21 protein-coding genes and 1 riboswitch are annotated in these 24,445 nt (G+C 69.6%); of the genes, 14 read left to right on the top strand and 7 right to left on the bottom strand.

Annotation, left to right across the window (positions count from 1 at the left end; genetic code table 11):
* Positions 1-105: 105 nt before the first annotated feature.
* Entirely contained in the window at positions 106-1,155 is a 1,050-nt protein-coding gene (locus tag PQ455_RS12055; protein WP_273686329.1) for a Glu/Leu/Phe/Val family dehydrogenase, read from the top strand.
* Between the two features lie 46 nt (positions 1,156-1,201).
* Here the strand turns inward: PQ455_RS12055 and PQ455_RS12050 are convergent, their stop codons facing one another.
* Positions 1,202-2,011 (bottom strand): transporter, encoded by an 810-nt coding sequence (locus tag PQ455_RS12050; RefSeq protein WP_273686328.1) that lies wholly within the window; start codon positions 2,009-2,011, stop codon positions 1,202-1,204.
* Between the two features lie 60 nt (positions 2,012-2,071).
* Positions 2,072-3,394 carry a dicarboxylate/amino acid:cation symporter gene (locus PQ455_RS12045; RefSeq protein ID WP_273686327.1) on the bottom strand — a complete coding sequence of 441 codons (1,323 nt, stop codon included), beginning with the start codon at positions 3,392-3,394 and terminating at the stop codon, positions 2,072-2,074.
* A 167-nt stretch (positions 3,395-3,561) separates the two neighbouring features.
* On the opposite strand from PQ455_RS12045, the gene PQ455_RS12040 reads away from it, so the two are divergent.
* On the top strand, positions 3,562-4,005 hold the full coding sequence (locus PQ455_RS12040) for a response regulator (protein ID WP_273686326.1): 444 nt from the start codon (positions 3,562-3,564) through the stop codon (positions 4,003-4,005).
* Between the two features lie 64 nt (positions 4,006-4,069).
* On the top strand, positions 4,070-5,386 hold the full coding sequence (gene miaB, locus PQ455_RS12035; protein WP_273686325.1) for a tRNA (N6-isopentenyl adenosine(37)-C2)-methylthiotransferase MiaB: 1,317 nt from the start codon (positions 4,070-4,072) through the stop codon (positions 5,384-5,386).
* A gap of 128 nt (positions 5,387-5,514) precedes the next feature.
* On the opposite strand, the gene PQ455_RS12030 is transcribed toward miaB, so the two are convergent.
* Positions 5,515-6,021 carry a hypothetical protein gene (locus PQ455_RS12030; protein ID WP_273686324.1) on the bottom strand — a complete coding sequence of 169 codons (507 nt, stop codon included), beginning with the start codon at positions 6,019-6,021 and terminating at the stop codon, positions 5,515-5,517.
* Positions 6,022-6,137: 116 nt separating this feature from the next.
* On the opposite strand from PQ455_RS12030, the gene PQ455_RS12025 reads away from it, so the two are divergent.
* From PQ455_RS12025 to PQ455_RS11995, 7 genes are all read left to right on the top strand, one after another.
* Complete coding sequence (locus PQ455_RS12025) at positions 6,138-7,133, top strand: PhoH family protein (protein WP_273686323.1); 996 nt, start codon at positions 6,138-6,140, stop codon at positions 7,131-7,133.
* 235 nt (positions 7,134-7,368) lie between these two features.
* Positions 7,369-7,562: riboswitch (cobalamin riboswitch) on the top strand.
* Positions 7,563-7,713: 151 nt separating this feature from the next.
* The gene (locus PQ455_RS12020; RefSeq protein WP_273686322.1) at positions 7,714-9,690 is read left to right on the top strand and encodes a TonB-dependent receptor plug domain-containing protein; all 1,977 of its coding nucleotides are present in this window, start codon (positions 7,714-7,716) and stop codon (positions 9,688-9,690) included.
* Positions 9,691-9,704: 14 nt separating this feature from the next.
* Positions 9,705-10,241 carry a hypothetical protein gene (locus PQ455_RS12015; RefSeq protein WP_273686321.1) on the top strand — a complete coding sequence of 179 codons (537 nt, stop codon included), beginning with the start codon at positions 9,705-9,707 and terminating at the stop codon, positions 10,239-10,241.
* A 119-nt stretch (positions 10,242-10,360) separates the two neighbouring features.
* Positions 10,361-10,768 carry a DUF1636 domain-containing protein gene (locus PQ455_RS12010; RefSeq protein ID WP_273686320.1) on the top strand — a complete coding sequence of 136 codons (408 nt, stop codon included), beginning with the start codon at positions 10,361-10,363 and terminating at the stop codon, positions 10,766-10,768.
* Positions 10,765-11,781 (top strand): nicotinate-nucleotide--dimethylbenzimidazole phosphoribosyltransferase, encoded by a 1,017-nt coding sequence (gene cobT / locus PQ455_RS12005; RefSeq protein WP_273686319.1) that lies wholly within the window; start codon positions 10,765-10,767, stop codon positions 11,779-11,781. Before PQ455_RS12010 ends, cobT begins: the two co-directional genes overlap by 4 nt.
* The gene (locus PQ455_RS12000) at positions 11,778-12,347 is read left to right on the top strand and encodes a histidine phosphatase family protein (RefSeq protein WP_273686318.1); all 570 of its coding nucleotides are present in this window, start codon (positions 11,778-11,780) and stop codon (positions 12,345-12,347) included. The genes cobT and PQ455_RS12000 overlap by 4 nt, the downstream gene beginning before the upstream one ends.
* A complete protein-coding gene (locus tag PQ455_RS11995) occupies positions 12,344-13,048 on the top strand; it encodes an adenosylcobinamide-GDP ribazoletransferase (RefSeq protein ID WP_273686317.1) in 705 nt (234 codons plus the stop codon). Before PQ455_RS12000 ends, PQ455_RS11995 begins: the two co-directional genes overlap by 4 nt.
* Positions 13,049-13,143: 95 nt before the next feature.
* Here PQ455_RS11995 and cbiB read toward each other — a convergent pair whose 3' ends face one another.
* Both cbiB and PQ455_RS11985 read right to left on the bottom strand, forming a co-directional pair.
* Complete coding sequence (cbiB, locus tag PQ455_RS11990; RefSeq protein WP_420542783.1) at positions 13,144-14,169, bottom strand: adenosylcobinamide-phosphate synthase CbiB; 1,026 nt, start codon at positions 14,167-14,169, stop codon at positions 13,144-13,146.
* Complete coding sequence (locus PQ455_RS11985; RefSeq protein ID WP_273686315.1) at positions 14,162-15,124, bottom strand: threonine-phosphate decarboxylase; 963 nt, start codon at positions 15,122-15,124, stop codon at positions 14,162-14,164. The genes cbiB and PQ455_RS11985 overlap by 8 nt, the downstream gene beginning before the upstream one ends.
* 241 nt (positions 15,125-15,365) lie before the next feature.
* Between PQ455_RS11985 and PQ455_RS11980 the strand changes: the two genes are divergently transcribed.
* The 4 genes from PQ455_RS11980 to PQ455_RS11965 all read left to right on the top strand — a co-directional run bounded on the left by PQ455_RS11980 (position 15,366) and on the right by PQ455_RS11965 (position 22,620).
* The gene (locus PQ455_RS11980; protein ID WP_273686314.1) at positions 15,366-17,234 is read left to right on the top strand and encodes a CHASE3 domain-containing protein; all 1,869 of its coding nucleotides are present in this window, start codon (positions 15,366-15,368) and stop codon (positions 17,232-17,234) included.
* 164 nt (positions 17,235-17,398) lie between these two features.
* On the top strand, positions 17,399-18,241 hold the full coding sequence (gene phhA / locus PQ455_RS11975) for a phenylalanine 4-monooxygenase (protein WP_273686313.1): 843 nt from the start codon (positions 17,399-17,401) through the stop codon (positions 18,239-18,241).
* A gap of 530 nt (positions 18,242-18,771) precedes the next feature.
* On the top strand, positions 18,772-21,501 hold the full coding sequence (locus PQ455_RS11970; protein WP_273686311.1) for an Rne/Rng family ribonuclease: 2,730 nt from the start codon (positions 18,772-18,774) through the stop codon (positions 21,499-21,501).
* 159 nt (positions 21,502-21,660) lie between these two features.
* Positions 21,661-22,620 (top strand): DMT family transporter, encoded by a 960-nt coding sequence (locus PQ455_RS11965; RefSeq protein WP_337958520.1) that lies wholly within the window; start codon positions 21,661-21,663, stop codon positions 22,618-22,620.
* Between the two features lie 3 nt (positions 22,621-22,623).
* Here PQ455_RS11965 and PQ455_RS11960 read toward each other — a convergent pair whose 3' ends face one another.
* Positions 22,624-23,649: a phytanoyl-CoA dioxygenase family protein gene (locus PQ455_RS11960; protein ID WP_420542873.1), complete on the bottom strand. Its 1,026-nt coding sequence runs from the start codon at positions 23,647-23,649 to the stop codon at positions 22,624-22,626.
* 16 nt (positions 23,650-23,665) lie between these two features.
* Complete coding sequence (locus PQ455_RS11955; RefSeq protein ID WP_273686309.1) at positions 23,666-24,388, bottom strand: GcrA family cell cycle regulator; 723 nt, start codon at positions 24,386-24,388, stop codon at positions 23,666-23,668.
* Between the last annotated feature and the right edge of the window lie 57 nt (positions 24,389-24,445).

Genomic DNA, 24,445 nt, shown 5'->3' with positions numbered 1-24,445 from the left:
GCATTTCCTGTTCGTGCCGCCCGGCGCCTTTTCGGCTGGCCAAGTCGCGCGAGTAATATTATTGCGCGCGCTCGCAATAGCCGGGCATGGATAAGGAATCGGATGATGGCGGCGCTGTGGGACTATCCCGACTTCGACGAGCATGAGGGCGTTCACTTCTTCACCGATCCGGTGACGGGCCTTCAGGCGATCATCGCGATCCACTCGACGCATCTCGGCCCGGCGGCCGGCGGCACGCGCTTCTGGCATTATGCCGACAAGGCCGACGCCGTCACCGATGCGCTGCGCCTGTCGCGCGGTATGAGCTTCAAGAATGCCATGGCGGGCCTCCCCATGGGCGGTGGCAAGGCGGTCGTGCTGGCCGATGGCGCGCGCACCAAGACGCCCGAGATGCTGGCCGCCTTCGGCCGCGCGATCGATTCGCTGGGCGGCAAATATGTCACCGCCGAGGATGTCGGCATGTCGGACGCGGACATGGTCGCGATCGCCAGAGCGACCCGCCACGTCTCCGGCCTGCCCGTCGGCGAGGGCCATGCCGGCGGCGATCCCGGCCCGTCCACCGCGCGCGGCGTCTATCTGGGCGTGCTGGCGGCCATCAAGCGGGCGCTCGGCAAGGACAGCGCGGCCGGCGTGCATGTCGCGATCCAGGGCGTCGGCTCGGTCGGCGGCGGCCTCGCCCGGCTGCTCGCGGCGGACGGCGCGAAACTCACGCTCGCCGACGTCAACGGCGTGAAGGCGGCGGCGCTGGCGCACGAGCTGGGCGCGGCGACCGCCCATGCCAACGAAATCCTTGCGATCGAGGCCGATGTCGTCAGCCCCTGCGCGCTGGGCGCGATCCTCGACGCTGGCGCCATCGCCGCGCTCCGCGCGCCGGTCGTGGCGGGCGGCGCCAACAACCAGCTGGCCGTCCCGGCGGACGCGGCGCGGCTGCATGGGCGCGGCGTGTTGTATGCGCCCGATTACGTCATCAACGCGGGCGGCATCATCAACGTGGCGCTGGAATATCTGGGGCAGGGCGACCGCGCCGAAGTGGCGCGCCGCATCACCCTGATCCCCGAGCGGCTGGAGCAGGTGTGGGCGGAAAGCGCCGCCACCGGCGATCCGGCGGCGGATGTCGCCGATCGCATGGCGATGCGGCTGATCGGGCGGGGCTGAGACTTTCGCTGTGCTCCGGCCTTCGCCGGAGCACGCTCCGCCTGGATCAGAACCGCCGCGCCACGCCGAAATAGATCCGCCTGTCGAGGCTGGCATGGTTCAGCCCGGCCGCGCCGCCCACGTCCAGCTGCCAGTTCTTCCCCGGCTGCCACGCGATGGCCTCGCCCAGCAGAAGCTCGGTGCTGTGGCCCGATGGATCGCGGTCGCGGATCGCCGAAATCTCGGTAGTGAAGGTCAGGTTCTTGCGCGCCTCGATGCCGACCCCCGCGATCGCGCCATAGGCCAGATGGCGCCCGTGCCGGCTCTCGTTGGCGCTGGCCGAGATCGAGGGCATCAGTTCCAGCGACAGGCCGCCGCCGATCGACTTCTTGCCCATCACCGCCAGGTCGGCGCTCCAGCTGCCCTGGCCGATCGCCTGCCCACCCGTCGGCAGGGTGACCGACGGCTGCACCGCGATCGACAGTTTCGATCCGCTCGGGTTCATCAGGCTGCGACGATAGCCCAGCGTCACATCGCCCACGCCGCTCGTCCGCTCGCGCGATCCGGCTGCGCGGTCGATCTCGCGCGTGCGGCCATAGGCGCTCCAGCCGAGTTGCACCTCGCTCACCCGATCCACGCCGAAGCGCAGCAGCCCGTCGCCGCTCAGGAAAGTCTTGGTGCGGGTCGCATCCTCGGTCTCGCGCGTCCAGTCGCCCAGCCCCAGCTCGGCGACGACATAGCCGCGATCGACGATGCAGGGCGGTTCGCCCAGCCCCGGCCGGCTGGTGCAGAAGGGCCGCAGATCCTCCGCCATCGCCGGCCCCGCCAGCGCCAGCATCGCCGCCGCCGCCAGCCAGCTCCCTGATATTCCGGTCATCCCTGCCCCCTGCTTATCGGCGCTCCCAACGCGCCGACGATGCGGAGGCTCCGTCGCGGCTCAGCGCCGCTGTTCGACCGGATCGATGTCGAGCCCGGCATGGCCCTTCGATGGCGTGTCGTGCGGCGTCGGCAGCGGTTCGATGATGTCGCTTTCCAGCACCTCCAGCACGCCCTCCCACTTGGCGACGACCACCGAGGCGACCGCGTTGCCGACGACGTTGGTGGCGGAGCGCCCCATGTCGAGGAAATGGTCGATCGCGAGGATCAGCAGCAGGCCGGCTTCCGGGATCTTGAAGAAGGAGAGGGTCGAGGCGATCACGACGAGGCTGGCGCGCGGCACGCCGGCGATGCCCTTCGACGTGACCATCAGCACCAGCAACATGGTGATCATCGTGCCCAGCGACAGGTGGATGCCATAGGCCTGCGCGATGAACAGCGACGCGAAGGTGCAATACATCATCGAGCCGTCGAGGTTGAACGAATAGCCCAGCGGCAGCACGAAGCCCGAGATGCGGCGCGGCACGCCGAAGCGGTCGAGCGCCTCCAATGTACGCGGGAAGGCGGCCTCCGACGAGGCGGTCGAGAAGGCCACCAGCAGCGGATCGCGCACGTAGCGCGCCAGCAGCTTCACCCGAGGCCCCACGAACAGGAAGGCCGCGAAGAACATCAGCCCCCACAGGATGAACAGGCCGAGATAGAAGCCGCCCATGAAGTAACCGAAGGTGGCGAGGATGCCGATCCCCTCGCGCGCAATCGACCCCGTGACGGCCGCGAACACCGCGAACGGCGCGAACAGCATCACATAGCCGGTCACCTGCAGCATCACGCCGACCAGCGCCTCCACGCCTCGCACGATCGGCGCGCCCTTCTCGCCGATCGCGGTGAGGGCCACGCCGAAGAAGACCGAAAAGACGACGATCTGGAGGATCTCGTTGCCGGCCATCGATTCGATGATCGATTTGGGGACCAGGTGGGTGACGAAGGTCTTGAGATCGAACGAGGCGTTGTTGTCGATGCCGCTCGACGCGGTCACGTCCGGCAGCGGCAGGTTCAGCCCTACCCCCGGCTGGAGGATGTTGACGAGGATCAGCCCGAGCGTCAGCGAGACGAGGCTGGCGCACAGGAACCAGCCGATCGTGCGCACGCCGACCCGGCCCAGCGCCGACGTGTCGCCCATGTGCGCGATACCCGCGACGAGGGTGGCGAACACCAGCGGCGCGATAATCATCTTGATGAGCCGCAGGAACACATCCGTAAGGATCGAAAGCACGCCTGCGATCGTTGCGACAGCGTCAGGAGATACGGTGACGTTGAGGATATACCCGAGGATGATGCCGGCGACCATCGCGAGGAGGATGAACTGGGTCAGCCTACGGGCCACATGCGTCTCCGGGGTAAATTCGGGAAAAGGGCAGAAATCGCGCCCTTGGTCGGGGCAAAGCGGTGTCGGGTCAAGGGCGATCGCTCGCGACACCGTCCTTCCTTCGTGTATCGGGGGAGGATGGTGCGATGGGCGTCGAGTTTCACTGGGGCAGGGGGGCGAACACCATGGCGTTGTTCGGTAAGCGCAAGCCGCGCCCGGAAAAGGATCTGCCGACCACGATCCTGATCGTGGAGGACGAGCCTCTGGTCGCGTTCGACAATGAGCATTTCCTGCGCGACGCGGGCTATCTGGTCGCGGCGACGGTGGACAATGCCGCCGACGCGATCGCCAGCGTGCAGGCATCCCCGCCCGATTTGGTGCTGGCCGATGTGCGCCTGTCCGATGGCAGCACGGGGATCGAGGTGGCAGAGGTCGCCAAGGGCAAGGGCGTGCCGGTGATGTTCGTGACGGGCGCCTGCCCGCCGGAGGCTCAGTCGCTGGCGGTGGCCTGCCTCTCGAAACCCTATACCCAGCGCGACCTGCTCGCCGCGATCGAGGCGGTGAAGGCGACGGTGGCGGGCATGCCGGTGGGCCGCGTGCCGCGCGGGTTGACCCTGTTCGGCCTGTAATCGCCGCGAGGCCGGCTTTTTTGGGCGTAGCTGCAATCGGGACCTTCGATTATAGGCCGCGCCCATGAACGCCCCTCCCAAATCCTTCCACGTCAAGTCGTTCGGCTGCCAGATGAACGTCTATGATGGCGAGCGCATGGCCGAGTTGCTCGGCGCCGAGGGCATGGTCGCGGCGGCCGACGCGGGCGCCGCCGATCTGGTCGTGCTCAACACCTGCCACATCCGCGAGAAGGCCGCCGAGAAGGTCTATTCGGATATCGGGCGCCTGCGCCGCGACGACGGCTCCACGCCGATGATCGCGGTGGCCGGCTGCGTCGCGCAGGCCGAGGGGGCGGAGATCACGCGGCGGGCGAAGTCTGTCGATATCGTCGTCGGCCCGCAGGCCTATCATCGCCTGCCCGAGATGGTGGCCGAGGCCGCCGCCGGGCGCCGCGCCCTCGATACCGACATGCCCGCGCTGTCCAAGTTCGATGCGCTGCCCCGCCGCCGCAAGCAGGGGCCGTCCGCCTTCCTGACGGTGCAGGAAGGGTGCGACAAATTCTGCACCTATTGCGTCGTGCCCTACACGCGCGGCGCCGAAGTCTCGCGGCCGTGGGATGCGGTGATCGACGAGGCGAAGGCGCTGGCCGACGCTGGCGCGCGCGAGATCACCCTGCTGGGCCAGAACGTTAACGCGTGGACAGATGAGCGCGGACGAGGGCTGCACGACCTGATCGAGGCGATCGCCGCGATGCCGACGATCGCGCGCATCCGCTACACCACCAGCCACCCCAACGACATGGCCGACGGGCTGATCGCGGCGCATCGCGACGTGGAGAAACTGATGCCCTTCCTGCATCTGCCGGTGCAGTCGGGCAGCGATCGGGTGCTGAAGGCGATGAACCGCAGCCATGATGTCGCCAGCTACCTGAAGCTGATCGATCGGGTGCGCGCCGCCCGGCCCGATATCGCCATCTCCGGCGACTATATCGTCGGCTTCCCCGGCGAGACCGACGCCGATTTCGAGGCGACGCTGGACGCGATCCGCGCCGTCGGCCACGCGCAGGCGTTCAGCTTCAAATACAGCCCACGCCCAGGCACCCCGGCGGCGACGATGGGCGATCAGGTGCCCGAAGCGGTGATGGACGAGCGGCTCCAGCGGCTCCAGGCGCTGGTGCGCGAACAGGCGATCGCCTTCAACGCCGCCACGATAGGCCGCACCACCGACGTGCTGGTCGAGCGCAAGGGCAAGCTGCCCGGCCAGATGCTAGGCAAGTCGCCCTGGCTGCAATCGGTGCTGATCGACAGCGCGGCCAAGGTGGGCGACATGGTCGAGGTGGAGATCGTGTCCGGCGGGCCGAACAGCGTGCAGGCGGTGGAGCGGGTGCGGGCGGCGGCTTGAACCCGATCGTCACCCCGGACTTGTTCCGGGGTCCACCGGCCCCCGATCGTTGCGCCTGAAATTTTGTCGTGTCGGTTGCTTCGGGGTGGACCCCGGAACAAGTCCGGGGTGACGATCGCATCTTGGGATCAGCCGGTCGCCACCACTCCCCGCCGCGCATACAGCGCCACCAGCGCGATCGCGATCTGGCTTGCCATCCACAGGTAGAAGCCCGGCCCGAACCCCGCCAGGCACACCGGCTCGGCCCGGCTCTCGCCATGCCACAGGTCGATCGGCGCGAAGGCCCAGAGCGTCAGGATCGGTTGCGCGATCAGGATCAGGCGGGTCGGGCGCAGGCCCTTCCACAATCCCCACGTCAGCACGGCCGACAGGATGTTGGCGTACCAGGCGAGCTGGCCGACGAAGATGCCCATCCAGCCCATCACCGACACCGTATCGTCGCCGAGCGGGTTCAGGCGCGGTGGGTGCGGATCGAAATAGCCCGCGCCGGGGCAGGTCGCGATGTTCGGATAGGTGAGGCTGACGATCCACAGCAGGAAGGCGACGCCGATCCCGACACGGACCGCCATCCGCTTTTCGGGGGCGTAGCGGCGGCGGGGATCGCCTGAGCTGAAACGGGGCTTAGCTGTGGTCATGCGGCCACAACGCGCGGCTTCGTGTCAGCGTTGCCTCGGCGCTTCGCAAAGGGCTGGCAATCGCCGGGCGGCCGGTCCAACCTCCGCGTGCCCGATGTGGCGCATGAAAGGACCGCATGAGTCGCAAGCCAGTACCCGCGCAGGCCGGAGAACGTGCCCGGCTGGAAATCGTGTTCGACAAGCCGCAGCTTCTGGGGAGGCTGTTCGGCCAATATGACCAGAACCTCGTCGCCATAGAAAATCGCCTCGGCGTCTATGTCTCGGCGCGGGGCAACAAGGTGCAGATCGAGGGGATGGCGGAAAATGCCGCCCGCGCCCGCGATGTGCTTTCCGGCCTCTACAACCGCATCGTGCAGGGGCAGGATATCGACAGCGGCGCCGTCGAGGCGGTGATCGCCATGTCGTCCGAACCGACCCTGGAGGGCATCATCCGCAAGGATGTGAGCCAGCCGCCCTCGGTGATGATCCGCACCCGCAAGAAGACGATCGTGCCGCGCTCCGCGACGCAGATCCGCTACATGGAATCCTTGAACCGCGCCGACATCATCTTCGCGCTGGGGCCGGCGGGTACGGGCAAGACCTATCTGGCGGTGGCGCAGGCGGTGCAGCAACTGATCCAGGGCACGGTCGACCGGCTGATCCTGTCGCGCCCGGCGGTGGAGGCCGGCGAGCGGCTGGGCTTCCTGCCCGGCGACATGAAGGAGAAGGTCGATCCCTATCTCCGCCCGCTGTACGATGCCTTGTACGACATGCTGCCCGCCGAACAGGTCGAGCGGCGCATCGCCAGCAACGAGATCGAGATCGCTCCGATCGCCTTCATGCGCGGTCGCACACTGTCGGACGCCTTCGTCATCCTCGACGAGGCGCAGAACACGACCCCGGCGCAGATGAAGATGTTCCTGACCCGCTTCGGCATGAACAGCCGCATGGTGATCTGCGGCGATCCCCGCCAGATCGATCTGCCCGATATCGGCAAGTCGGGCCTCGCCGACGCGGTGGGCAAGCTGGAGGGCATCCAGGGCATCGAAACGGTGCGCTTCGGCGCGGCGGATGTGGTGCGCCACCCGGTCGTCGGGCGGATCGTGCAGGCGTATGAGGGGCCGGACGAATAAGGCCCGCGATATCGTTGTGGCGATGGCGGGGTGTTCGCGATGTCCCGAGCCCGCCATCGCCGCAACGCCAAACTCTACGTCGCCCCAGCGAAAGCTGGGGCCTCGCGAGGCTGGAGATGTGATGGAGGATCGGGATGGCTCCCGAGCCGGGTGCCGCACCGCCCGAGGCCTCAGCTTTCGCTGGGGCGACGAATTGGGGGAAGCCTCCACATTGACGCGCCACCCCACCCCCCGTAAGGGCCACCCCGCGACAGGTTCCCCGGCGACGGGGATGAAAAGGGAATGGGGTGGATAAGCCCCGGCTGCCCCTGCAACTGTAAGCGGCGAGCCATCGCGCCACAGGCCATTGGGATCTCACGATCCTGAGAAGGCGGTGCGAAGCGGCGTTGACCCGTGAGCCAGGAGACCTGCCCGTCGCGGTCGTCCTTCGTGCGGACAGGGTGTTCCGGGCGAACGGGGGTAAACCCGAGAGACGACATGATCGGACCGCGTATCGGGCGGGGCGATGTGTCGGCGGGGGTTCCGTTCCAGCGCATCGATCCACCCGGCACGCGGCCAAAAGTGGTGGGATCATGTTGCCATGAAGACGTCTATTTCCTCCGTCGCCCTGTTGCTGGCGACCGTTTCCCTCAGCCCGGCGCACGCCGCCGACGCGCCTCAGGTCGCGCCCCCGGCCGATGCCGCCGCCGCGAACGAGGCTGATGCCGCCGCCATCATCGTCACGGCGACGCGCTCGGCAGTGAACCGCGATCAGGTGGCCTCCTCGGTCACCGTGCTCGACAAGGCCGCGATCGATCGCGCGCAGGACATGGGGGTCACCGAACTCCTGCTGCGCACGCCCGGCGTCAGCATCTCGCGCAACGGCGGCTACGGCACGGCGACCTCGCTGCGCATCCGTGGCGCCGAGACCGACCAGACCGTCGTCGTCATTGATGGCGTCAAGCTCAACGATCCGTCGTCCACCGGCGGCGGCTTCAACTTCGCCAATCTGCTGACCGGCGACGCCGCGCGCATCGAGGTGCTGCGCGGGCCGCAATCGATCCTGTGGGGCAGCCAGGCTATCGGCGGCGTGGTCAACATCGTGACCCCCGGCCCGCAGAAGGATCTGGAAGGCAGCTTCGATCTCGAGGCCGGATCGCGCCGCACCGCCTCCGCGCGCGCCGCAATCGGCGGCAAGCAGGGGCCGCTGCGCTGGCGTCTGGGCGGCCAGAGCTTCACCACCGACGGCATCTCCGCCATCGCCCCCTCGGCCGGCGGGCGCGAGAAGGATGGTTATACCAACCGCAACATCCAGGGCCGCGTCGAACTCGATCTGGCCGAGGGTGTCACCGCCGACCTGCGCTCTTATTATTCCCGCGGCCATGTCGATATCGACGGCTTCGCGGGCGACAGCCAGGAATTCTCGCTCAACAAGGAATTCGTGGGTTACGCGGGCCTGAAGGTCGATCTGATGGGCGGGCGGTTCCGCAACCGCATCGGCTATGGTTACACCGATACCGATCGCGACAATTTCAATCCGACGCTGGCGCGCACCAAGACGTTCGATGCCGCCGGCAAGAACAAGCGGATCGAATATCAGGGCAGCTTTGCCTTCACCGACGGCATCACGGCGCTGTTCGGGGTGGAGAATGAGAACAGCCGCTTCCGCAGCGTCTCGCCGTCGGCCTCTCTCGCCGTGCCGATTCCGGCGCCCGCGCGCGGCAAGGCCGAGATCACCAGCGTCTATGGCCAGCTGAGCGTCGTGCCGGTGACGGGCCTGACGCTGACGGGTGGCCTGCGCCATGACGATCACAGCCGCTTCGGGGGCAAGACCCTCTTCGCGGCGGGCGGTGCCTGGGCACTGCCGACCGGCACGATCGTCCGTGCCAGCTATGCGGAGGGCTTCAAGGCGCCGTCGCTCTACCAGCTCTTCTCCGAATATGGGAACACCGCGCTCAACCCCGAGCAGGCGCATGGCTGGGAAGCGGGCGTCGAGCAGCGCTTCCTGGATGACAGGATCAGCATCGGCGGCAGCTATTTCGAGCGCAAGACGACCGACCAGATCATCTATTCGAGCTGCTCGACCACCTCGACCAACCCGCTCTGCTTCACGCCGGGCACCACGACGCGGCGCTTCGGCTATTATGCCAACGTCGCCCGCGCCAAGGCGCACGGCATCGAGGCGGCGGCCTCGGCCCGCCCGATCGAGGGCCTAGTGATCGACGGCAATTATACCTGGACGGTGGCGGAGGATCGCTCGGTCGGCACCGCCAATTTCGGCCGCTGGCTGCCGCGCCGCCCGCGCAACATGGCGAACGGATCGTTCAGCTATGATTGGGGCTTCGGGCTGACGACGGGCGCCGCCGTGCGCTGGTCGGGCCACAGCTTCGACAATGCGAGCAACGCCACCCGGCTCGACGGCTATACGCTCGTCGATCTGCGCGGCGAGTTCGCCCTGTCGCCCGCGCTCAAGCTGTTTGCGCGCGCCGAGAATGTGTTCGACAAGAGCTACATGACCGCAAGCCGCTACGGCACGCTCGGCCGCAGCATCTACGCCGGCGTGCGGGGCCGCTTCTGATGGAGGGGAAAGCGATGACCGATCGTGCGTCGACCTTGTGGATCGTGCTGCTGACCTTGGCCAGCACGGCGACCACGCTGATCCTCTCCTGCGCCACACCCTTCCCGGCGCTCGCCGCGCTGGCGGCGGTGCATATGCGGGCGCGCGATGGCGTGGCGCTGATGCTGGCCACCTGGGTCGTCTCGCAGGCGACCGGCTTCTGCGTGATGGGCTATCCGCTGAGCGGGGAGAATATCGGCTGGGCGGTCGCGCTGGGGCTGGGGGCGGTCGCCGCCGCCCTCGTCGCCTCGGCGGGGTCCGGCCGCATCGCGCGGGCACCGCTCGCGGCGAAGCTGGCGCTGGCCTATGTCGCCGGCTTCGTGGTGTTCAAGCTGGTCGTGCTGGTCTTCGCGATCGGCATGGGCGAAGTGGGCGCGGCCTTCACGGCCGATGTGCTGCTGCGCCAGTTCGCGCGCAACGGGGCGATCCTGATCGGCCTGCTCGCGCTCTACCATGCGCTTGTCGCCATGGGCCTGCCCCGCGCGACGGGCGCCCGGCCCGTCGCGGCCTGAACGATGATGGCGGAGATGCGGCGTGTTGAACCCCGCATCTCCGTTCGTCCCGAGCGAAGTCGAGGGGCGTGCCCCAGCGGCGTGTGTCTCGACTTCGCTCGACACGAACGGTTGAGGATATGCTGACCCGCGTTGAAGACGGCCCGTCGATCGTCACCTGCAACACCTGTCGCCAGTCGCGGTTGGCGCAGGCCGATGCGGCGGGGGTGACGGGCGGTGCGCAGCTTGCCGCCCACCTGCGTGCGGTGAAGGCCAGCGACCCGCGCTATGTGGGCATCGCCGTGCAGGAAATGGCCTGCCTGTTCGCCTGCACCGAATTCTGCACCCTCCACCTGCGCGCGCCCGACAAGGTGGGTTATGTCATGGGCCGCTTCACCCCCGATGAAGATACGGCGCGGGCGATCCTCGATTATGCCGTTTCCTATGCCGAAAGCGCGCACGGCCGGGTGGCCTATCGCGACTGGCCGGAGGGCGTGAAGGGCCATTTCATCACGCGCACGCCGCCACCGGGATATGTCGCCGAATGATCCGTTTCGACAGCCTCGCCGCCTTCGACGCGGCCCTCGCCGACCTCACGGTGCCCGACGCCGCCGCCACCGCCGCCGCCCGCGATCGGCAGGCGCAGCTCACCAAGCCCGCCGGCTCGCTCGGCCGCCTGGAGGATATCGCGATCTTCCTGGCGGGCTGGCAGGGGCGCGAGCGGCCGGCGATCACACGCGGGCGGGCGGCGATCTTCGCCGGCAACCATGGCGTCACCGTCCACGGCGTCAGCGCCTTTCCCGCCAGCGTCACCGCGCAGATGGTCGCGAACTTCCAGGCGGGCGGGGCGGCAATCAACGCGTTCTCCGCCGCCGCCGGGCTGGAGCTGAAGGTGGCGGCGCTCGATCTCGATCGCCCGACGGCGGACTTCACCGCCGAACCCGCGATGAGCGAGGCCGATTGCCTCGCCGCGCTCTCGGCCGGCGCCGCGATGGTCGAGCCGGGCATCGACCTGCTCGTCGTCGGCGAGATGGGCATCGGCAACAGCACCGCCGCCGCCGCGCTCGCCGCGCGCAGCTTCGGCGGGTCGGCCGCCGAATGGGTCGGGCCGGGCACGGGCGTCGACAGCGCCGGCATCGCCCGCAAGGTGGCCGTCGTCGATCGCGCGCTCGCCTTCCACGCCGATGCCCCCGTGGCCGCGTTCGAGACGCTGCGCCGGGTCGGCGGGCGCGAGATCGCCGCCATCGCCGGCGCGATCCTCGCCGCGCGGCGCGCGCGCGTGCCGGTGGTGTTGGATGGCTTCATCAGCTGCTCGGCCATCGCCCCGCTGGCGTCGGAGAACCCGGCGATCACCGCCCATTGCCTCGCCGGCCACCGCTCGGCCGAGCCCGGCCATGCGCGCCTGCTCGACCGCCTCGGCCTCGCGCCGCTGCTCAGCCTCGACATGCGGCTGGGGGAGGGGAGCGGCGCCGCCGTCGCCGTGGCCGTGATCCGATCGGCGCTCGCCGCGCACGACGGCATGGCCACCTTCGCCGAGGCGGGTGTCTCCGGGGCGGCGTGAGCGGAACCCTTCTCCACCTCCTGCGCCACGGCGCGCCCGAAACCCCCGGTCTGCTGCTGGGCCGCACCGATGCCGCGCCGACGCGCGAGGGCATCGCCGCCTGTGTCCAGCAGGGCAGCGGGCTGGGCGTCACGCGGGTGATCGCTTCGCACCTCGCCCGCGCGCGCAAGGCCGGCGAGGCCATCGCCGCCGCCGATGGCCTGCCCTTCACGATCGACCCCCACTGGCGCGAGCTGGATTTCGGCGCGTGGGACGGGCTGCATCCCAGCGCGGTCGAGCCGCAAGCGCTCGGCCGTTTCTGGAACGATCCCGATGCCTTTCCCCCGCCGGGTGGCGAACGCTGGTCGGCGCTGACCGGCCGGGTCGGCACCGCCATCGCCGCGCTGGGGGAGGAGCCGACGCTCGTCGTCACCCACGGCGGTGCGATGCGCGCGGCGCTGGCCCTGCTGTGCGGCTTCGATCAGCGCCAGCTCTGGGCGTTCGACCTGCCCTATGGCGCCTTGCTGTCGCTCCGCCTGTGGCGCGGTGATCGACCCTTCGCGCAGATCGCGGGCCTGTTTCCGTGAAGGGGCTGATCCTCGCCATCCAGTTCCTCACCCGCCTGCCGATGCCGGCGGTGCGGGCGGATGCGGGGGATTTCGCGCGATCGATGCGCTGGTTCCCGGCGGTCGGGCTGATCGTCGGCGCGGTCGTCGCCGGGGCCGGGTGGGCGGGCCTGCGCATCGACGGCTGGGCCGGCGCGCTGGCCGCGCTGGTGGCGTGGGTCGCGGTGACGGGCGCGCTCCACCTCGATGGCCTGTCCGACCTCGCCGACGCCGCCGGAGCCGCCCACAAGGGCCGCGACCGTTTGCTGGCGGTGCTCGCCGATCCGCATGTCGGCAGCTTCGGCGCGGTGGCGATCGGCCTGCAATTGCTCGCCAAGCTGGTGCTGCTGCACGCCGTGATCGAGCGTGGGCTGTGGTGGCCGCTCGCCCTCATCCCCTTCGCCGCGCGCATCGCGCCATTGGTGTGGACGCTGTGGCTGTCACCGCTGCACGAGGGATTGGCGGCGCGCTTCCGAGGGGCGATCGGTTGGCCGGTCGTGGTGGCGTGGGCGGTTGTTCTGGCGGGGGCAGCGTGGCTTTCGCCGGGTCTGCTGGTGACCGCCCCGGCCATCCTCGCATTCGGTGGGTGGCTCAAGGCCCGCATCGGTGGCATTTCGGGCGACGGCCACGGCGCGGGCATCGAACTGGTCGAAACCGCCCTGCTGCTGGCGATCCTCCTATAACGTCGCCCCCGCGAAGGCGGGGGCCTATCGCTCCCACCCCGAACGCTGCCGCCCAAGGATAGAGACGTGGTTCCCCGCCTGCGCGGGGATGACCGCTAGAAAATCAGTGCCATTGCCGCTGCCACCCACAGCAGCCCACACGCGCGCCGATAAAAGCCCAGCGCCCGCCGTATATCGCGAGCCGAAGCCTCCACCGGCCCGTCCCCGATCCATGGCTTGTCCAGCACCGCCCCGTCATAGGCCACCGGCCCCGCCAGCCGCCGCCCGAGCGCCCCCGCCATCGCCGCCTCCGGCCAGCCGGCGTTGGGCGAGGCGTGGTTGCCCGCGTCGCGCAGCATCGTCCGCCACCCGCGCATCGCGCCGAGACAGATCAGCGCGCCCGACAGCCGCGCGGGGATCAGGTTCAGCAGATCGTCCGTCCGCGCCGCCGCCCAGCCGAAGGCGCGCCAGCGGGCTTCCTTGTGGCCGATCAGGCTATCGGCGGTGTTGATCGCCTTATAGGCCCACAGGCCGGGCAGCCCGCCGACGATCAGCCAGAAGGCCGGCGCCACCACCCCGTCGCAGAAACTCTCGGCGAGGCTTTCGATCGCGGCGCGGGCGACGCCGGCCTCGTCGAGCACGGCGGTGTCGCGGCCGACGATCATCCCCACCGCCTGCCGGGCACGCGCCAGATCGCCCGCCGAGAGCGCGGCGGCGACGGGGCGGACATGATCGTCGAGGCTCCGCTGCGCGAGGCCGGGCACGGCGAGCAGGGCGACGGCGATCCAGCCGAAGGGGCCAAGCAGGCGATAGGCGAGGAACTGGAGGAGCAGACCGCCACCGATGGTCAGCGCGAGGAGGAGCAGGACGAGCAGGACACCCCGTAGCCGCTTCCCCCCTTCACCGTTCGTCCCGAGCGAAGTCGAGGGAAGTGCTCCAAGTGGTCCCGCTTGCCTCCGTACCTCGACTTCGCTCGGCACGAACGGTGGCGTGTGGGGCAATGGCCGGTTCCATCGCGCCTCGCACCGCTCGATCACCCAGGCGAACAGCCCCACCGGATGCCCCACCGCGCGATAGAGCCAGCCCGGCCAGCCGACCGCCGCCTCCACCACCAGCGCCAGCAAGGCGACCGGCTCAGCCAAGCGCGCGATCCAGCCGATCCAGCCCCGCCGCATCCCCCGGCAAGCCGATCCGCAGCCAGCGGGGCGCATAATCGAACGGCCGGGTCAGGATCGCCTGCCGCGCCAGCCGCTCGAACAGCGCCGCGGCATCCTCGGTCTCGACCAGCCGGAACAGCAGGCATTCCCCCCGCGCGATCAGCCCGTGCCGCGCCAGCACCGCATCCAGCGCCGCCGCCTGCCCCGGCAGCGCGCGCCGTGTCGCCGCGATCCAGTCCGTATCGCGATAGGCCGCCGTCCCGATCGCCAGCGCCGCCGCCGATATCGGCCAGCTCCCCAGGCGCTGGCGAAAGCCGGCGAGGATCGCGGGCGGCGCGATCACGAACCCCAGCCGCGCGCCCGCCAGCCCGAAGAATTTCCCGAACGAGCGGAACACGATCCGCCGCGCGCCCGTGCCGACCGACGCCGCGATGCTCGCCTCCGGCCGCGAGTCGGCGAACGCCTCGTCCACCACCAGCCAGCCCGGCCCTTCGGGCAGGTCGGCCGGTGCGATCAGCCGCCCGTCGGGATTGTTGGGATTGGCGAGGATCACCGTCCGCCCCGCCGCGATCCGCGCGGGGATTTCCTCCACCGCGATGGCGTGCGACCCGGCCACGATCTCGGCATGCGTGCGATAGCTCGGCGCGACATGCGCCGCTTCGCCGGGGAGAATGTCGCCGAGCAGCCGCAGCCCGATCTCGCTCCCCGGCAGCGCGCAGACGAAGCGCGGATCGACGCCGAACATCTCCGCCGCAGCTGCCTCCAGCACTATCAGCGCACCCTCGTCGGGCAGGGCGCGCCAGTCGATGGAGACGCTGTCGGCGCCCGGCCAGCCGTTGGGATTGATGCCGGTCGACAGATCGAGCCACGCCTCGCGCGCGCCCCCAAAGGCGCGCACCGCCGCCTCGATCCGCCCGCCATGGTAGGTCCAGCCCGTCATGCGATCGTCTTCGCTTGTCCCGCTTCGCCCACCAGCAAAACACCCTGTAAGGCTCTCGCTTCGGGGGAGAGCGTGTGCCGCAGACATTCCGGCTCCGCCCTCTCCACCAGCCATGTTGGTCACCCTTGCCCTGCGGGCGAGGATTCCGGCAGGCACCCGCTGCCACCCCGGCCATATCCGAACCGAAACGGATATGCTCTATCTTGTAGCCGAGACGGTCAGGCTTCTACGGTAGGATCACATGGCGCGCGCTTTCACCCTCAGCCGATTGCCGCTCCTGCCCCTGCTCGGTCTGGTCGTGGCGCTGCTCGCGGTGGCGGCGGCGATCGGGTTGACCAGTGTCGACCGGTCCACCAATCGCTGGGTCGCCCACTCGATCCGCACCCAGGTCGCGATCGTCCAGCTCCAGTCGAACGTGGTGCAATATGAAAGCGCCATGCGCGGCTATCTGGTGCGGCCGTTGCCGGTGCTGTTGCAGGACGCGGCCCGCGCCCGCGCCGCCACGGCCGTGGCCTATCGCGCGCTGGAGATCGAGCTGGCCGACAATCCGGCGCAGCTCGCCCGGCTGGCGCGGGTGAAGCCCACCATCACGATCAAGTTCCAGATCGGCGACCTGTTCCTGAACGCCTTTCGCCACGGCAAGTTCGCCGATGCGCTCAAGCGCGTCCGGCCCGGCGCCGGGCACACGATAACGGCGGATTTCATGGCGATCACCCGCGAGATGATCGACGAGGAGGAGCGGCTGTACGAGGCGCGCAGCCGCGAATCCGCGCGCATCTCCTTCCTGCTGGTGTCGGGTCTGGCGGCGGCGGTGGTGTTCGTCGTGGTCGCGGCGCTGCTGACGATCAACGACGCCCGCGCGCGGTTCCATGTGATGGAGGCGGCGCGCGACGAGGCGATCAGCGCGCGCAACGCGGTGGCGGAGCAGGCGGCTCTGCGCGAACTGGCCGAAGCGGAATTGCGCCAGGTGCAGAAGATGGAATCGATCGGCCAGCTCACCGGCGGCATTGCCCATGATTTCAACAATATGCTGGCGGTGGTGATCGGCGGGCTGGATATGGCGCGGCGCCGCATCGGCCACGATCCGCAGCGCGCGGCGCAATCGATCGAGACGGCGATGGACGGCGCCGAGCGCGCGGCGGCTCTCGTCGCGCGGCTGCTGGCCTTCGCGCGCCGCCAGCCGCTGGCCCCGGTCACGACCGACGTCAACCTGCTGGTCGCGGGCATGTCCGATCTGCTGCGGCGCAGCCTGGGCGAGAATGTGCGGGTCGAATCGCGGCTGGCGGGCGGGCTGTGGCGCGCCTTCGTCGATCCGGGGCAGCTGGAGAATGCGATCCTCAACCTGGCGGTCAACGCGCGCGACGCGATGGAGAATCGGTCGCACCGGGTGCTGACAATCGCGACCGACAATTTCGCGCCGTCCGAGGATGGCGGCCGGCCCGATGGGCTGGGCGAGGGCGATTATGTCGCGCTCTGCATCCACGATACCGGCAGCGGCATGGACGCCGATACGGTCGCCCGGGCGTTCGAGCCGTTCTTCACCACCAAGGGGGTCGGGCGCGGAACCGGCATGGGGCTGGCGCAGGTGTTCGGCTTCGTCAAGCAATCGCGCGGCCATATCACCATCGATTCGACGCCGGGGCAGGGGACGACGGTGCGGCTGTACCTGCCGCGTCACGATGCCGAGCCGGTCGAGCCGGCCGCCCCCGTCGCCGCGCAGCGCGCGCCCACCGGTCGGCGCGAGGAGGTGATTCTCGTGGTCGAGGACGAGCAGCGCGTGCGGCATTACTCGGTCGATGCGCTGCGCGAGCTGGGCTATACCGTGATCTCGGCGCCGAACGGGCGCGAGGCGCTCGGCATCCTGGCGACACAGCCCAGCGTGCAATTGCTGTTCACCGATATGGTGATGCCGGAAATGGGCGGCCGCGAACTGGCGACCGCCGCGCTGGCGGAACGGCCGGGGCTCCAGATCCTGTTCACCACCGGCTACGCCTCCGATCTGATGCGCGACGACAGCGGGCCGCTGGAACCGGGCATGTCGCTGCTGTCGAAGCCCTTCACGGTGAGCCAGCTGGCGATGAAGATCCGCGAGGCGATCGACCGGGTTTGAGGCCGCTGCCGCCGCTCGACAATCGTCATTGCGAGCGGAGCGAAGCAGTCCAGTTCCAGCGCCGCATCTTGCCACGATGCTGGATTGCTTCGCTTCGCTCGCAATGACGGGGGCCGAAGGCCGCCGGGCTGGAGGTTGCCCCCAATCCCTCCTACATGTCGGCGATGTACTCGCCGATCGAGAGGCCCGACGGCCTCGCCCCCGACTGGACCATCCCGCAGGATTGGGCGCATTACAGCGCCGAGGATCATGCGGTGTGGGATCTGCTGTTCGCGCGGCAGGCGAGGCAATTGCCGGGCCGCGCGTCTAAGGCGTGGCTGGCGGGGCTCGATACGCTGCGGCTGTCGCGGCCGGGCATCCCCGATTTCGCCGAACTCTCCGATCGGCTGATGGCGGCGACCGGGTGGCAGGTGGTGGCGGTGCCGGGGCTGGTGCCCGACGACGTGTTCTTCGATCACCTCGCCAACCGCCGCTTCGTGGCGGGCAATTTCATCCGCCGCCGCGACCAGCTGGATTATCTGCAGGAGCCGGACGTGTTCCACGACGTGTTCGGCCATGTGCCGATGCTCGCCGATCCGGTCTTCGCCGATTATATGCAGGCCTATGGCCAGGGGGGGCTGCGTTCGCTGCAATTCGGGGCGCTGCACAAACTGGCGCGGCTCTATTGGTACACGGTCGAATTCGGGCTGGTGCGCGAGGATGACGATCTGCGCATCTACGGATCGGGCATCGTTTCCAGCCATGGCGAGAGCATCTTCGCGCTGGACGATGCGAGCCCCAACCGCATCGGTTTCGATCTGAAGCGGGTGATGCGGACGGAATACAGGATCGACGATTACCAGCGCAGCTATTTCGTGATCCCCGATTTCGAGACGCTGCTGCGCGCGACGACCGAGACGGATTTCGCCCCGCTGTATCGCGAACTGGAAGCGCTGCCCGATCTCGCGCCGGATGCGCTGGTGGCGGGGGACGAGGTGGTGACGCGGGGGACGCAGGCGCGGGTGTGAGCTTTCCGCTCGTCATTGCGAGCTCAAGCGAAGCAATCCAGCCTCTCCGCATGGGGCGACGTCGGAACTGGATTGCGTCGCTGCGCTCGCAATGACGATATCAGTGCACACACCAACGAAATACCACAGCCCTCGTAACTTCCCGTCGGCGCACCATATTGCCGCTGTGCAGGATGGGTGCTAGCAGGGCCTGTCAGGGCGAATGCGTCCGCGGCGCCCGCAGCCTCGCTGCCGGCAAAGCCGCACGAACCCGACGACAGGCCCGCCCCGGTCATGGACCGGCAGGCGGCTGACAAGAGTTGACGACCGCATGAGCCATTTCTTCCCGTCCCTAAGCCGCTTCCTTCAAGGATGCCGCGGCTTGGTTCGGGCTTTTCTCCCGGTGCGCCGCATCGGGAATGGCCGTGCGATCGACGCGATCCGTTCCGACCTTACCCAAAACCGGACGCCCGCGACTGGCGGCGCGTCCCCACATATCGGCGCCAGGCGCCGCCGCGACGTCGCGGCCGCCCGCGCCCGGAGAATATTGAATGACCACGCGCATGTTGATCGACGCGCGCCACCGGGAGGAAACCCGCGTGGCCGTCGTCAAGGGAAACCGCATCGAGGAATTTGACTTCGATTCCGAAGAGCGCAAGCAGCTCAAGGGTAATATCTATCTCGCCCGTGTGACCCGCGTTGAGCCGTCGTTGCAGGCGGCCTTCATCGAATATGGCGGCAATCGCCACGGCTTCCTGGCGTTTTCGGAAATCCACCCGGATTATTACCAGATCCCCAAGGAGGATCGCGAGGCGCTGCTGCGCGAAGAGGCCGAGCATGCCGCCGAGGAAGAGGCGCTGCGCGCCGCCGAGGACGATCGCGACGACGCCGACGAGGAGATCGAGGAAGAGGTCGCGCTCGAGCGGTTCGAGGACGACGGCGGCGCCGAGGGCGACGGCGACGACCATGGCGATCTGCCGCCCCCGCCGCGCCGCAGCGCCGGTGGTGGCGACGATCAGGCCGTGGAATCGCTGCGCCAGCGCCGCATGTCGCTGCGCCGCCGCTACAAGATCCAGGACGTCATCCGCCGCCGCCAGGTGCTGCTCGTCCAGATCGTGAAGGAAGAGCGCGGCAACAAGGGCGCGGCGCTGACGACGTATCTCAGCCTGGCCGGCCGTTATTGCGTGCTGATGCCGAACACCGCGCACGGCGGCGGGATCAGCCGCAAGATCAGCAATTCGGGCGATCGCAAGCGCCTGAAGTCGATCCTGGCCGATCTCAACCTGCCCAAGACGATGGGCTGCATCGTCCGCACCGCGGGCCTCCAGCGCACCAAGGTCGAGATCAAGCGCGACTTCGATTATCTCGCGCGCCTGTGGGACGAAATCCGCGAGAAGACGCTCACGTCCGAGGCGCCGGCGCTGGTCTATGGCGACAGCGACCTCATCAAGCGCGCGATCCGCGATATCTACAACAAGGATATCGACGAGGTGATCGTGGAGGGCGAGGAGGGCTATCGCTCGGCCCGCAACTTCATGAAGCTGCTGATGCCCAGCCACGCCAAGAAGATCGTGCCCTATGTCGATGCGGTGCCGCTGTACCAGCGCTTCGGCGTCGAGGAGCAGCTGTCGGCGATGTACCAGCCGGTCGTGCAGCTGAAGTCGGGCGGCTATATCGTCATCAACCCGACCGAGGCGCTGGTGTCGATCGACATCAACTCGGGCCGCTCGACGCGCGAGCATAATATCGAGCAGACCGCCACCGCGACCAATCTGGAAGCCGCGCACGAGATCGCCCGCCAGCTGCGCCTGCGCGACATGGCCGGCCTCGTCGTGATCGACTTCATCGACATGGAGAACGGGTCGAACAACCGTAAGGTCGAGAAGGCGATGAAGGAGGCGCTGAAGAACGATCGCGCCCGCATCCAGGTCGGCCGTATCTCGTCCTTCGGCCTGTTCGAGATGAGCCGCCAGCGCATCCGCACCGGTGTGCTGGAGGCCTCGACCCGCGGCTGCCCGCATTGCGAGGGCACCGGCCTCGTCCGCACCGCATCCTCGTCGGCGCTGTCGGCGCTGCGGATGCTGGAGGAGGAAGCCGCGCGCGGCCGGGGTTCGCGCCTGCTGCTGCGCGCCAGCCAGGAAGCGGCGCTCTATGTGCTCAACCGCAAGCGCGCCGAGCTGGCCGAGATCGAGGACCGCTATGGCGTGTTCATCGAGATCATCGGCGACGGCGCGATGGAAGGCGCCCGGATGACGGTCGAGGCGGGTGGCCCGCCGCCGGCCTATGCCCCGCGCCTGCCGCAGCCGATCGTGATCGAGGCCGACGACGATTTCATCGAGGAGGATGAGATCGAAGAGGAAGAGATCGAGGAGACCGAGGAAGCCGAGGGCGAGCGCCCGGCCCGCGCCGAGCGCGGCGATCGCGGTGGCGAGCGTGGCGAGGACGGTCGCGGGGGCGGCCGTCGCCGCCGTCGCCGCCGCCGTCGTGGCGGTGGCCGCGACGAGGCGCCCGAGGGTGCCTCGGGCGACGTCGAGAGCGTCGAGGGCGAGCCGATCGAGGCCGAAGCGATCGAGACCGACGCCGAGACCGTCGAGGCGCCCGAGGCGGGTGCCGGCGATAGCGCCGAGGGTGGTCGTGGCGGTCGCCGTGGCCGTCGCGGCCGTCGTGGCGGTCGCCGCCGTGGCGGTGACGAGGCGGGCGTGAGCCAGCCGGCCGCCGCCGAGGGCGAGACGGGCCTCGAGGAGGCGCCCGCGCCGATCGTCGAGGCGCCGGTCGCCGAGGAAGCCGCCGCGCCGGTGGAAGAGGAAGCGTCGCGTCCGCGCCGTCGCCCGCGCGCCCGCAAGGCGGCCGCCGAGGTCGCCGAGCCGGTGATCGCAGCCGAGCCCGAGGCGCCCGCGCCCGAGCCGGTCGTCGAGGCCGAGGCGGAAGCGCCCAAGCCGAAGGCGCGCCGTTCGCGCAAGAAGACTGTCGAGCCGGTCGAAGTCGCGCCGGAGGCTGCCGTCGAGGCCGCACCGGTCGAGGCGGAGCCGGGGATCGAGGCCGCCGAGCCGGCCCCGGCCAAGCCGCGTCGCGGGCGCAAGCCCAAGGCGGCGCCGGTCGAGGCCGAAGCCGAGGCGACGCCGAATGTCGTGGGTGTGCCGGTCGAGGCGCAGCCGGCCGAGGAGGCGCTCGCCGCCGAGCCGGTCGCGACCGACACCGAGACAGCAGCTCCGGCGACCGCCGAGGATGGCTCGGGCGAACCGCCGCGTCGCGGCTGGTGGCAGCGCACCTTCGGCGCCTGATCGCATCGGGCGGCGGTGTCGCCCGATCGGGATGGAATAAGGACGGCCGGGCGCTCACGCGTCCGGCCGTTTCTTTTTGTTTTATCCCGAAATCATAGAGACCCGCTCGTGCTGAGCGAAGTCGAAGCACGTGCAACCGGACGACATCGCCTGGGGCACGTGCTTCGACTTCGCTCAGCACGAACGGTAAGGGGGGGCGAATCCGCCCCCTTCGCCCCAAGGTGCCCCCTGCCCAAGCCCGCCTCCCTTCCCACCGCCTTCGGCGTCGCCCTGCTCGGCATCGCGCTGTTCTCGGCGATGGATGCGGTCGTCAAGGGATCGAGCTTCGCGATCGGGGTCTACAACACCCTGTTGTGGCGCTCGGTCGCGGGGGTGGTGCTGGCGGGCGCGCTGCATTTCGGGCGGCGGCCGCGCTGGCCGGGGCCGGCGGCGCTTCGCGTCCATGTCGCGCGCGGCTCGATCACCACGATCATGGCCTTCCTGTTCTTCTGGGGACTGGTGCGCGTGCCGATGGCGCAGGCGGTGGCGCTGACCTTCATCGCGCCGTTGCTGTCGCTGGCGCTGGCGGCGGTGCTGCTCGGCGAACATGTCGGGCGGCGGGCGATCCTCGCCTCGCTGGTGGCCTTCGCGGGCGTGCTGGTGATCGCGATCGGCGGCACGCGCGGCACCTCCGAACCGCAGGCGTGGGAGGGCACGCTGGCGATCATCGGATCGGCGCTGTGCTACGCCTATAACATCGTGCTGATGCGGCGGCAGGCGTTGCAGGCGGACCCGCGCGAGGTCGCTTTCTTCTCGCATCTGGTCCTGACGATCCTGTTCGGCCTTGCCGCGCCGTGGCTGGCGATCGTGCCCGCCCCCGCGCAGTGGAGCCCGATCCTGCTGGCGGCGCTGCTCGCCACGGGATCGCTGCTGCTGCTCAGCTGGGCCTATGCGCGCGCCCCGGCCAGCCGGCTTTCGGCGAGCGAATATAGCGGTTTCCTGTGGGCGTCGCTGTTTGGCTGGCTGGTGTTCGGCGAGACGGTCGGCCTCGCGACCATGGCGGGGGCGGTGCTGATCGTCATCGGATGCGTGCTGGCTGCGCGGGCGGCGCAGGCCCCGCCCGAGGCGGCGGAGCTGTAGGGCCTACCGCTCGGCCGCGAATTTCTTGCCCACGTCGCGCCAGGGTTGTCCCGCCAGACCCCAGCGCTGCAACCGATCGAGCGCGCGACCGTACCACGCCCCCCGGCGGTGCGCGACGAGCGGGGCCGAGAGCAGGTCGAGGCCTGTCCACGGCAGGAAGGGGTTGCGGCGGCCATAGGCCCAGATCTCCACGCGGGTGGAGGGCCGCACCGATGCGCCGCGCGCGTGGAAGCCGCTGGTATCGGCCACCACCAGCGTATTGGCCGATACCGCGAAGCGGGTCGCGGGGGGCAGGCCGAGCGCGGGCAGCTCTTCGGGCTCGATCCGCAGCGATCCGCGCTGGGATAGGCGGTCGCCCGTCTCCAGCACCGTCCGGCTGCGCTCGGCCTCCCACGCCAGCCGCTCGGGCGTGATGCGGTGCGAACCGGCCACATAGGTCAGCGGACCCTCGTCCTCGGCCACGTCGGTCAGGAACAGCCACGCCTTCACCGTCGGGTGGAAGGTATCGGCGTGGAGGTGGAGTTGGGGGTCGGGCGGCGCGTCATAATGGCCCGCCAGGATCGTCTGGATATAGACGCGCGGCTCGCTGTCGTAGCTGCCGACATAGCGATTGAGGCCGCGCCAGCGCGGATCGCGGAGCAGGGCGCGCAATTCGGGCAGCACGTCCATCACCGGCGGATCGACCGCGATGCGGCGGGTGATGGCGTCGCCCTGCTGCATCTCGCGCGCGGGCAGGCGCTGGGCGGCGATGCCGTCGCGCAATCTGGCGAAGCGCGGGGCCGAGAGGAAATCGGGCACCACGACGAAGCCGTCGCGGGCGAACGCCTCGGCCTGTTCGGGCGCGATCAGCTTCGCCAGCTTCGCGCGACGCCACCACGCCATGCGATGCGCCAGTCGTACGCGCGCGGCGTGAAGACCGGCGGCGTTGAGCCGCTTCGATCCGATCAGCGGATTGTCGACGAAACTCTTGGCGCCGGTCGCCAGCGCCGCCGCCCACAGGGGCGACAGCAGCCAGCGTAGCGGATGGATACCCGCCACTCGCGGATCAGCGGACTCGCGGACCCCCGAACGGCAGCGGCGGCGGGGGGCGACGATCGCGGCGCGGCAGCTGCGCCTGATAGGCGACCGAGCAATGATCGAGGCAATAAGGGAAGCCGGGGTTCACCGGATTGCCGCAGAAGTGGAAATCCGCCTCGCCCGGATGGCCCAGCGGCCATTTGCAGATGCGGTCGTTCAGCTCGAGCAGGCTCGTCTTGTCGGCCATGTCGGCGGAGGGCTTGGCCGGCACCAGGCGGCGCGGCGGGGCCGGCGGGATCGGCGACTGCTGTTCGCCCGGCGTCTGGCGCTGGAAGCCGCCGGGGCCGATCGAGCGGATCATCGGCTGCGGTGTGGTCGTCGGCGGGGTGATCGGGGCGGGCGCGCCGGTGGGCACGCTGCTCGGCTCGGCCGCGCGCTCCACGGGCGCGGGGCGCTCGATCGGGGCGGCGACCGGCGGGGCCACGGGGGCCGGGCGCTCGACCGGGGCGGCCACCACCGGCGGGGGCGGAGCGGGCGGCGCCGGGGTCGGCTCGGGCGCCGGGGCCGCGGCCTCGGCGGCCTGCTCGGCGGCCTTCACCGGCGAGGGGCGCGACTGGAGGTTCAGGCGATGCGCCTTGCCGATCACCGCGTTGCGGCTCACGCCGCCCAGTTCCTCGGCGATCTGGCTTGCCGTCATGCCCTGTTCCCAGAGCTTGCGGAGCTGTTCGATCCGTTCGTCGGTCCACGCCATGGAGAGATTCGATCCTTGAATTCGCGTCTGTCTTGCCCGTCGCCGTCGCAGCCGATA

It is taken from the genome of Sphingomonas naphthae, from assembly GCF_028607085.1.
Classification (GTDB): Bacteria; Pseudomonadota; Alphaproteobacteria; order Sphingomonadales; family Sphingomonadaceae; genus Sphingomonas_Q; species Sphingomonas_Q naphthae.
The sequence above is the reverse complement of the archived record's forward strand: the minus strand, read 5'-3'. Positions and strand labels throughout refer to the sequence as shown.

Excerpts from the sequence above, each read along its gene's own strand:
- PQ455_RS12055 (WP_273686329.1), top strand. The coding sequence starts at position 106 with ATGGCGGCGCTGTGGGACTATCCCGACTTCGACGAGCATGAGGGCGTT.
- PQ455_RS12050 (WP_273686328.1), bottom strand. The coding sequence starts at position 2,011 with ATGACCGGAATATCAGGGAGCTGGCTGGCGGCGGCGGCGATGCTGGCG.
- PQ455_RS12040 (WP_273686326.1), top strand. The coding sequence starts at position 3,562 with ATGGCGTTGTTCGGTAAGCGCAAGCCGCGCCCGGAAAAGGATCTGCCG.
- miaB (WP_273686325.1), top strand. The coding sequence starts at position 4,070 with ATGAACGCCCCTCCCAAATCCTTCCACGTCAAGTCGTTCGGCTGCCAG.
- PQ455_RS12030 (WP_273686324.1), bottom strand. The coding sequence starts at position 6,021 with ATGACCACAGCTAAGCCCCGTTTCAGCTCAGGCGATCCCCGCCGCCGC.
- PQ455_RS12025 (WP_273686323.1), top strand. The coding sequence starts at position 6,138 with ATGAGTCGCAAGCCAGTACCCGCGCAGGCCGGAGAACGTGCCCGGCTG.
- PQ455_RS12020 (WP_273686322.1), top strand. The coding sequence starts at position 7,714 with ATGAAGACGTCTATTTCCTCCGTCGCCCTGTTGCTGGCGACCGTTTCC.
- PQ455_RS12015 (WP_273686321.1), top strand. The coding sequence starts at position 9,705 with ATGACCGATCGTGCGTCGACCTTGTGGATCGTGCTGCTGACCTTGGCC.
- PQ455_RS12010 (WP_273686320.1), top strand. The coding sequence starts at position 10,361 with ATGCTGACCCGCGTTGAAGACGGCCCGTCGATCGTCACCTGCAACACC.
- cobT (WP_273686319.1), top strand. The coding sequence starts at position 10,765 with ATGATCCGTTTCGACAGCCTCGCCGCCTTCGACGCGGCCCTCGCCGAC.
- PQ455_RS11985 (WP_273686315.1), bottom strand. The coding sequence starts at position 15,124 with ATGACGGGCTGGACCTACCATGGCGGGCGGATCGAGGCGGCGGTGCGC.
- PQ455_RS11980 (WP_273686314.1), top strand. The coding sequence starts at position 15,366 with ATGGCGCGCGCTTTCACCCTCAGCCGATTGCCGCTCCTGCCCCTGCTC.
- phhA (WP_273686313.1), top strand. The coding sequence starts at position 17,399 with ATGTACTCGCCGATCGAGAGGCCCGACGGCCTCGCCCCCGACTGGACC.
- PQ455_RS11970 (WP_273686311.1), top strand. The coding sequence starts at position 18,772 with ATGACCACGCGCATGTTGATCGACGCGCGCCACCGGGAGGAAACCCGC.
- PQ455_RS11955 (WP_273686309.1), bottom strand. The coding sequence starts at position 24,388 with ATGGCGTGGACCGACGAACGGATCGAACAGCTCCGCAAGCTCTGGGAA.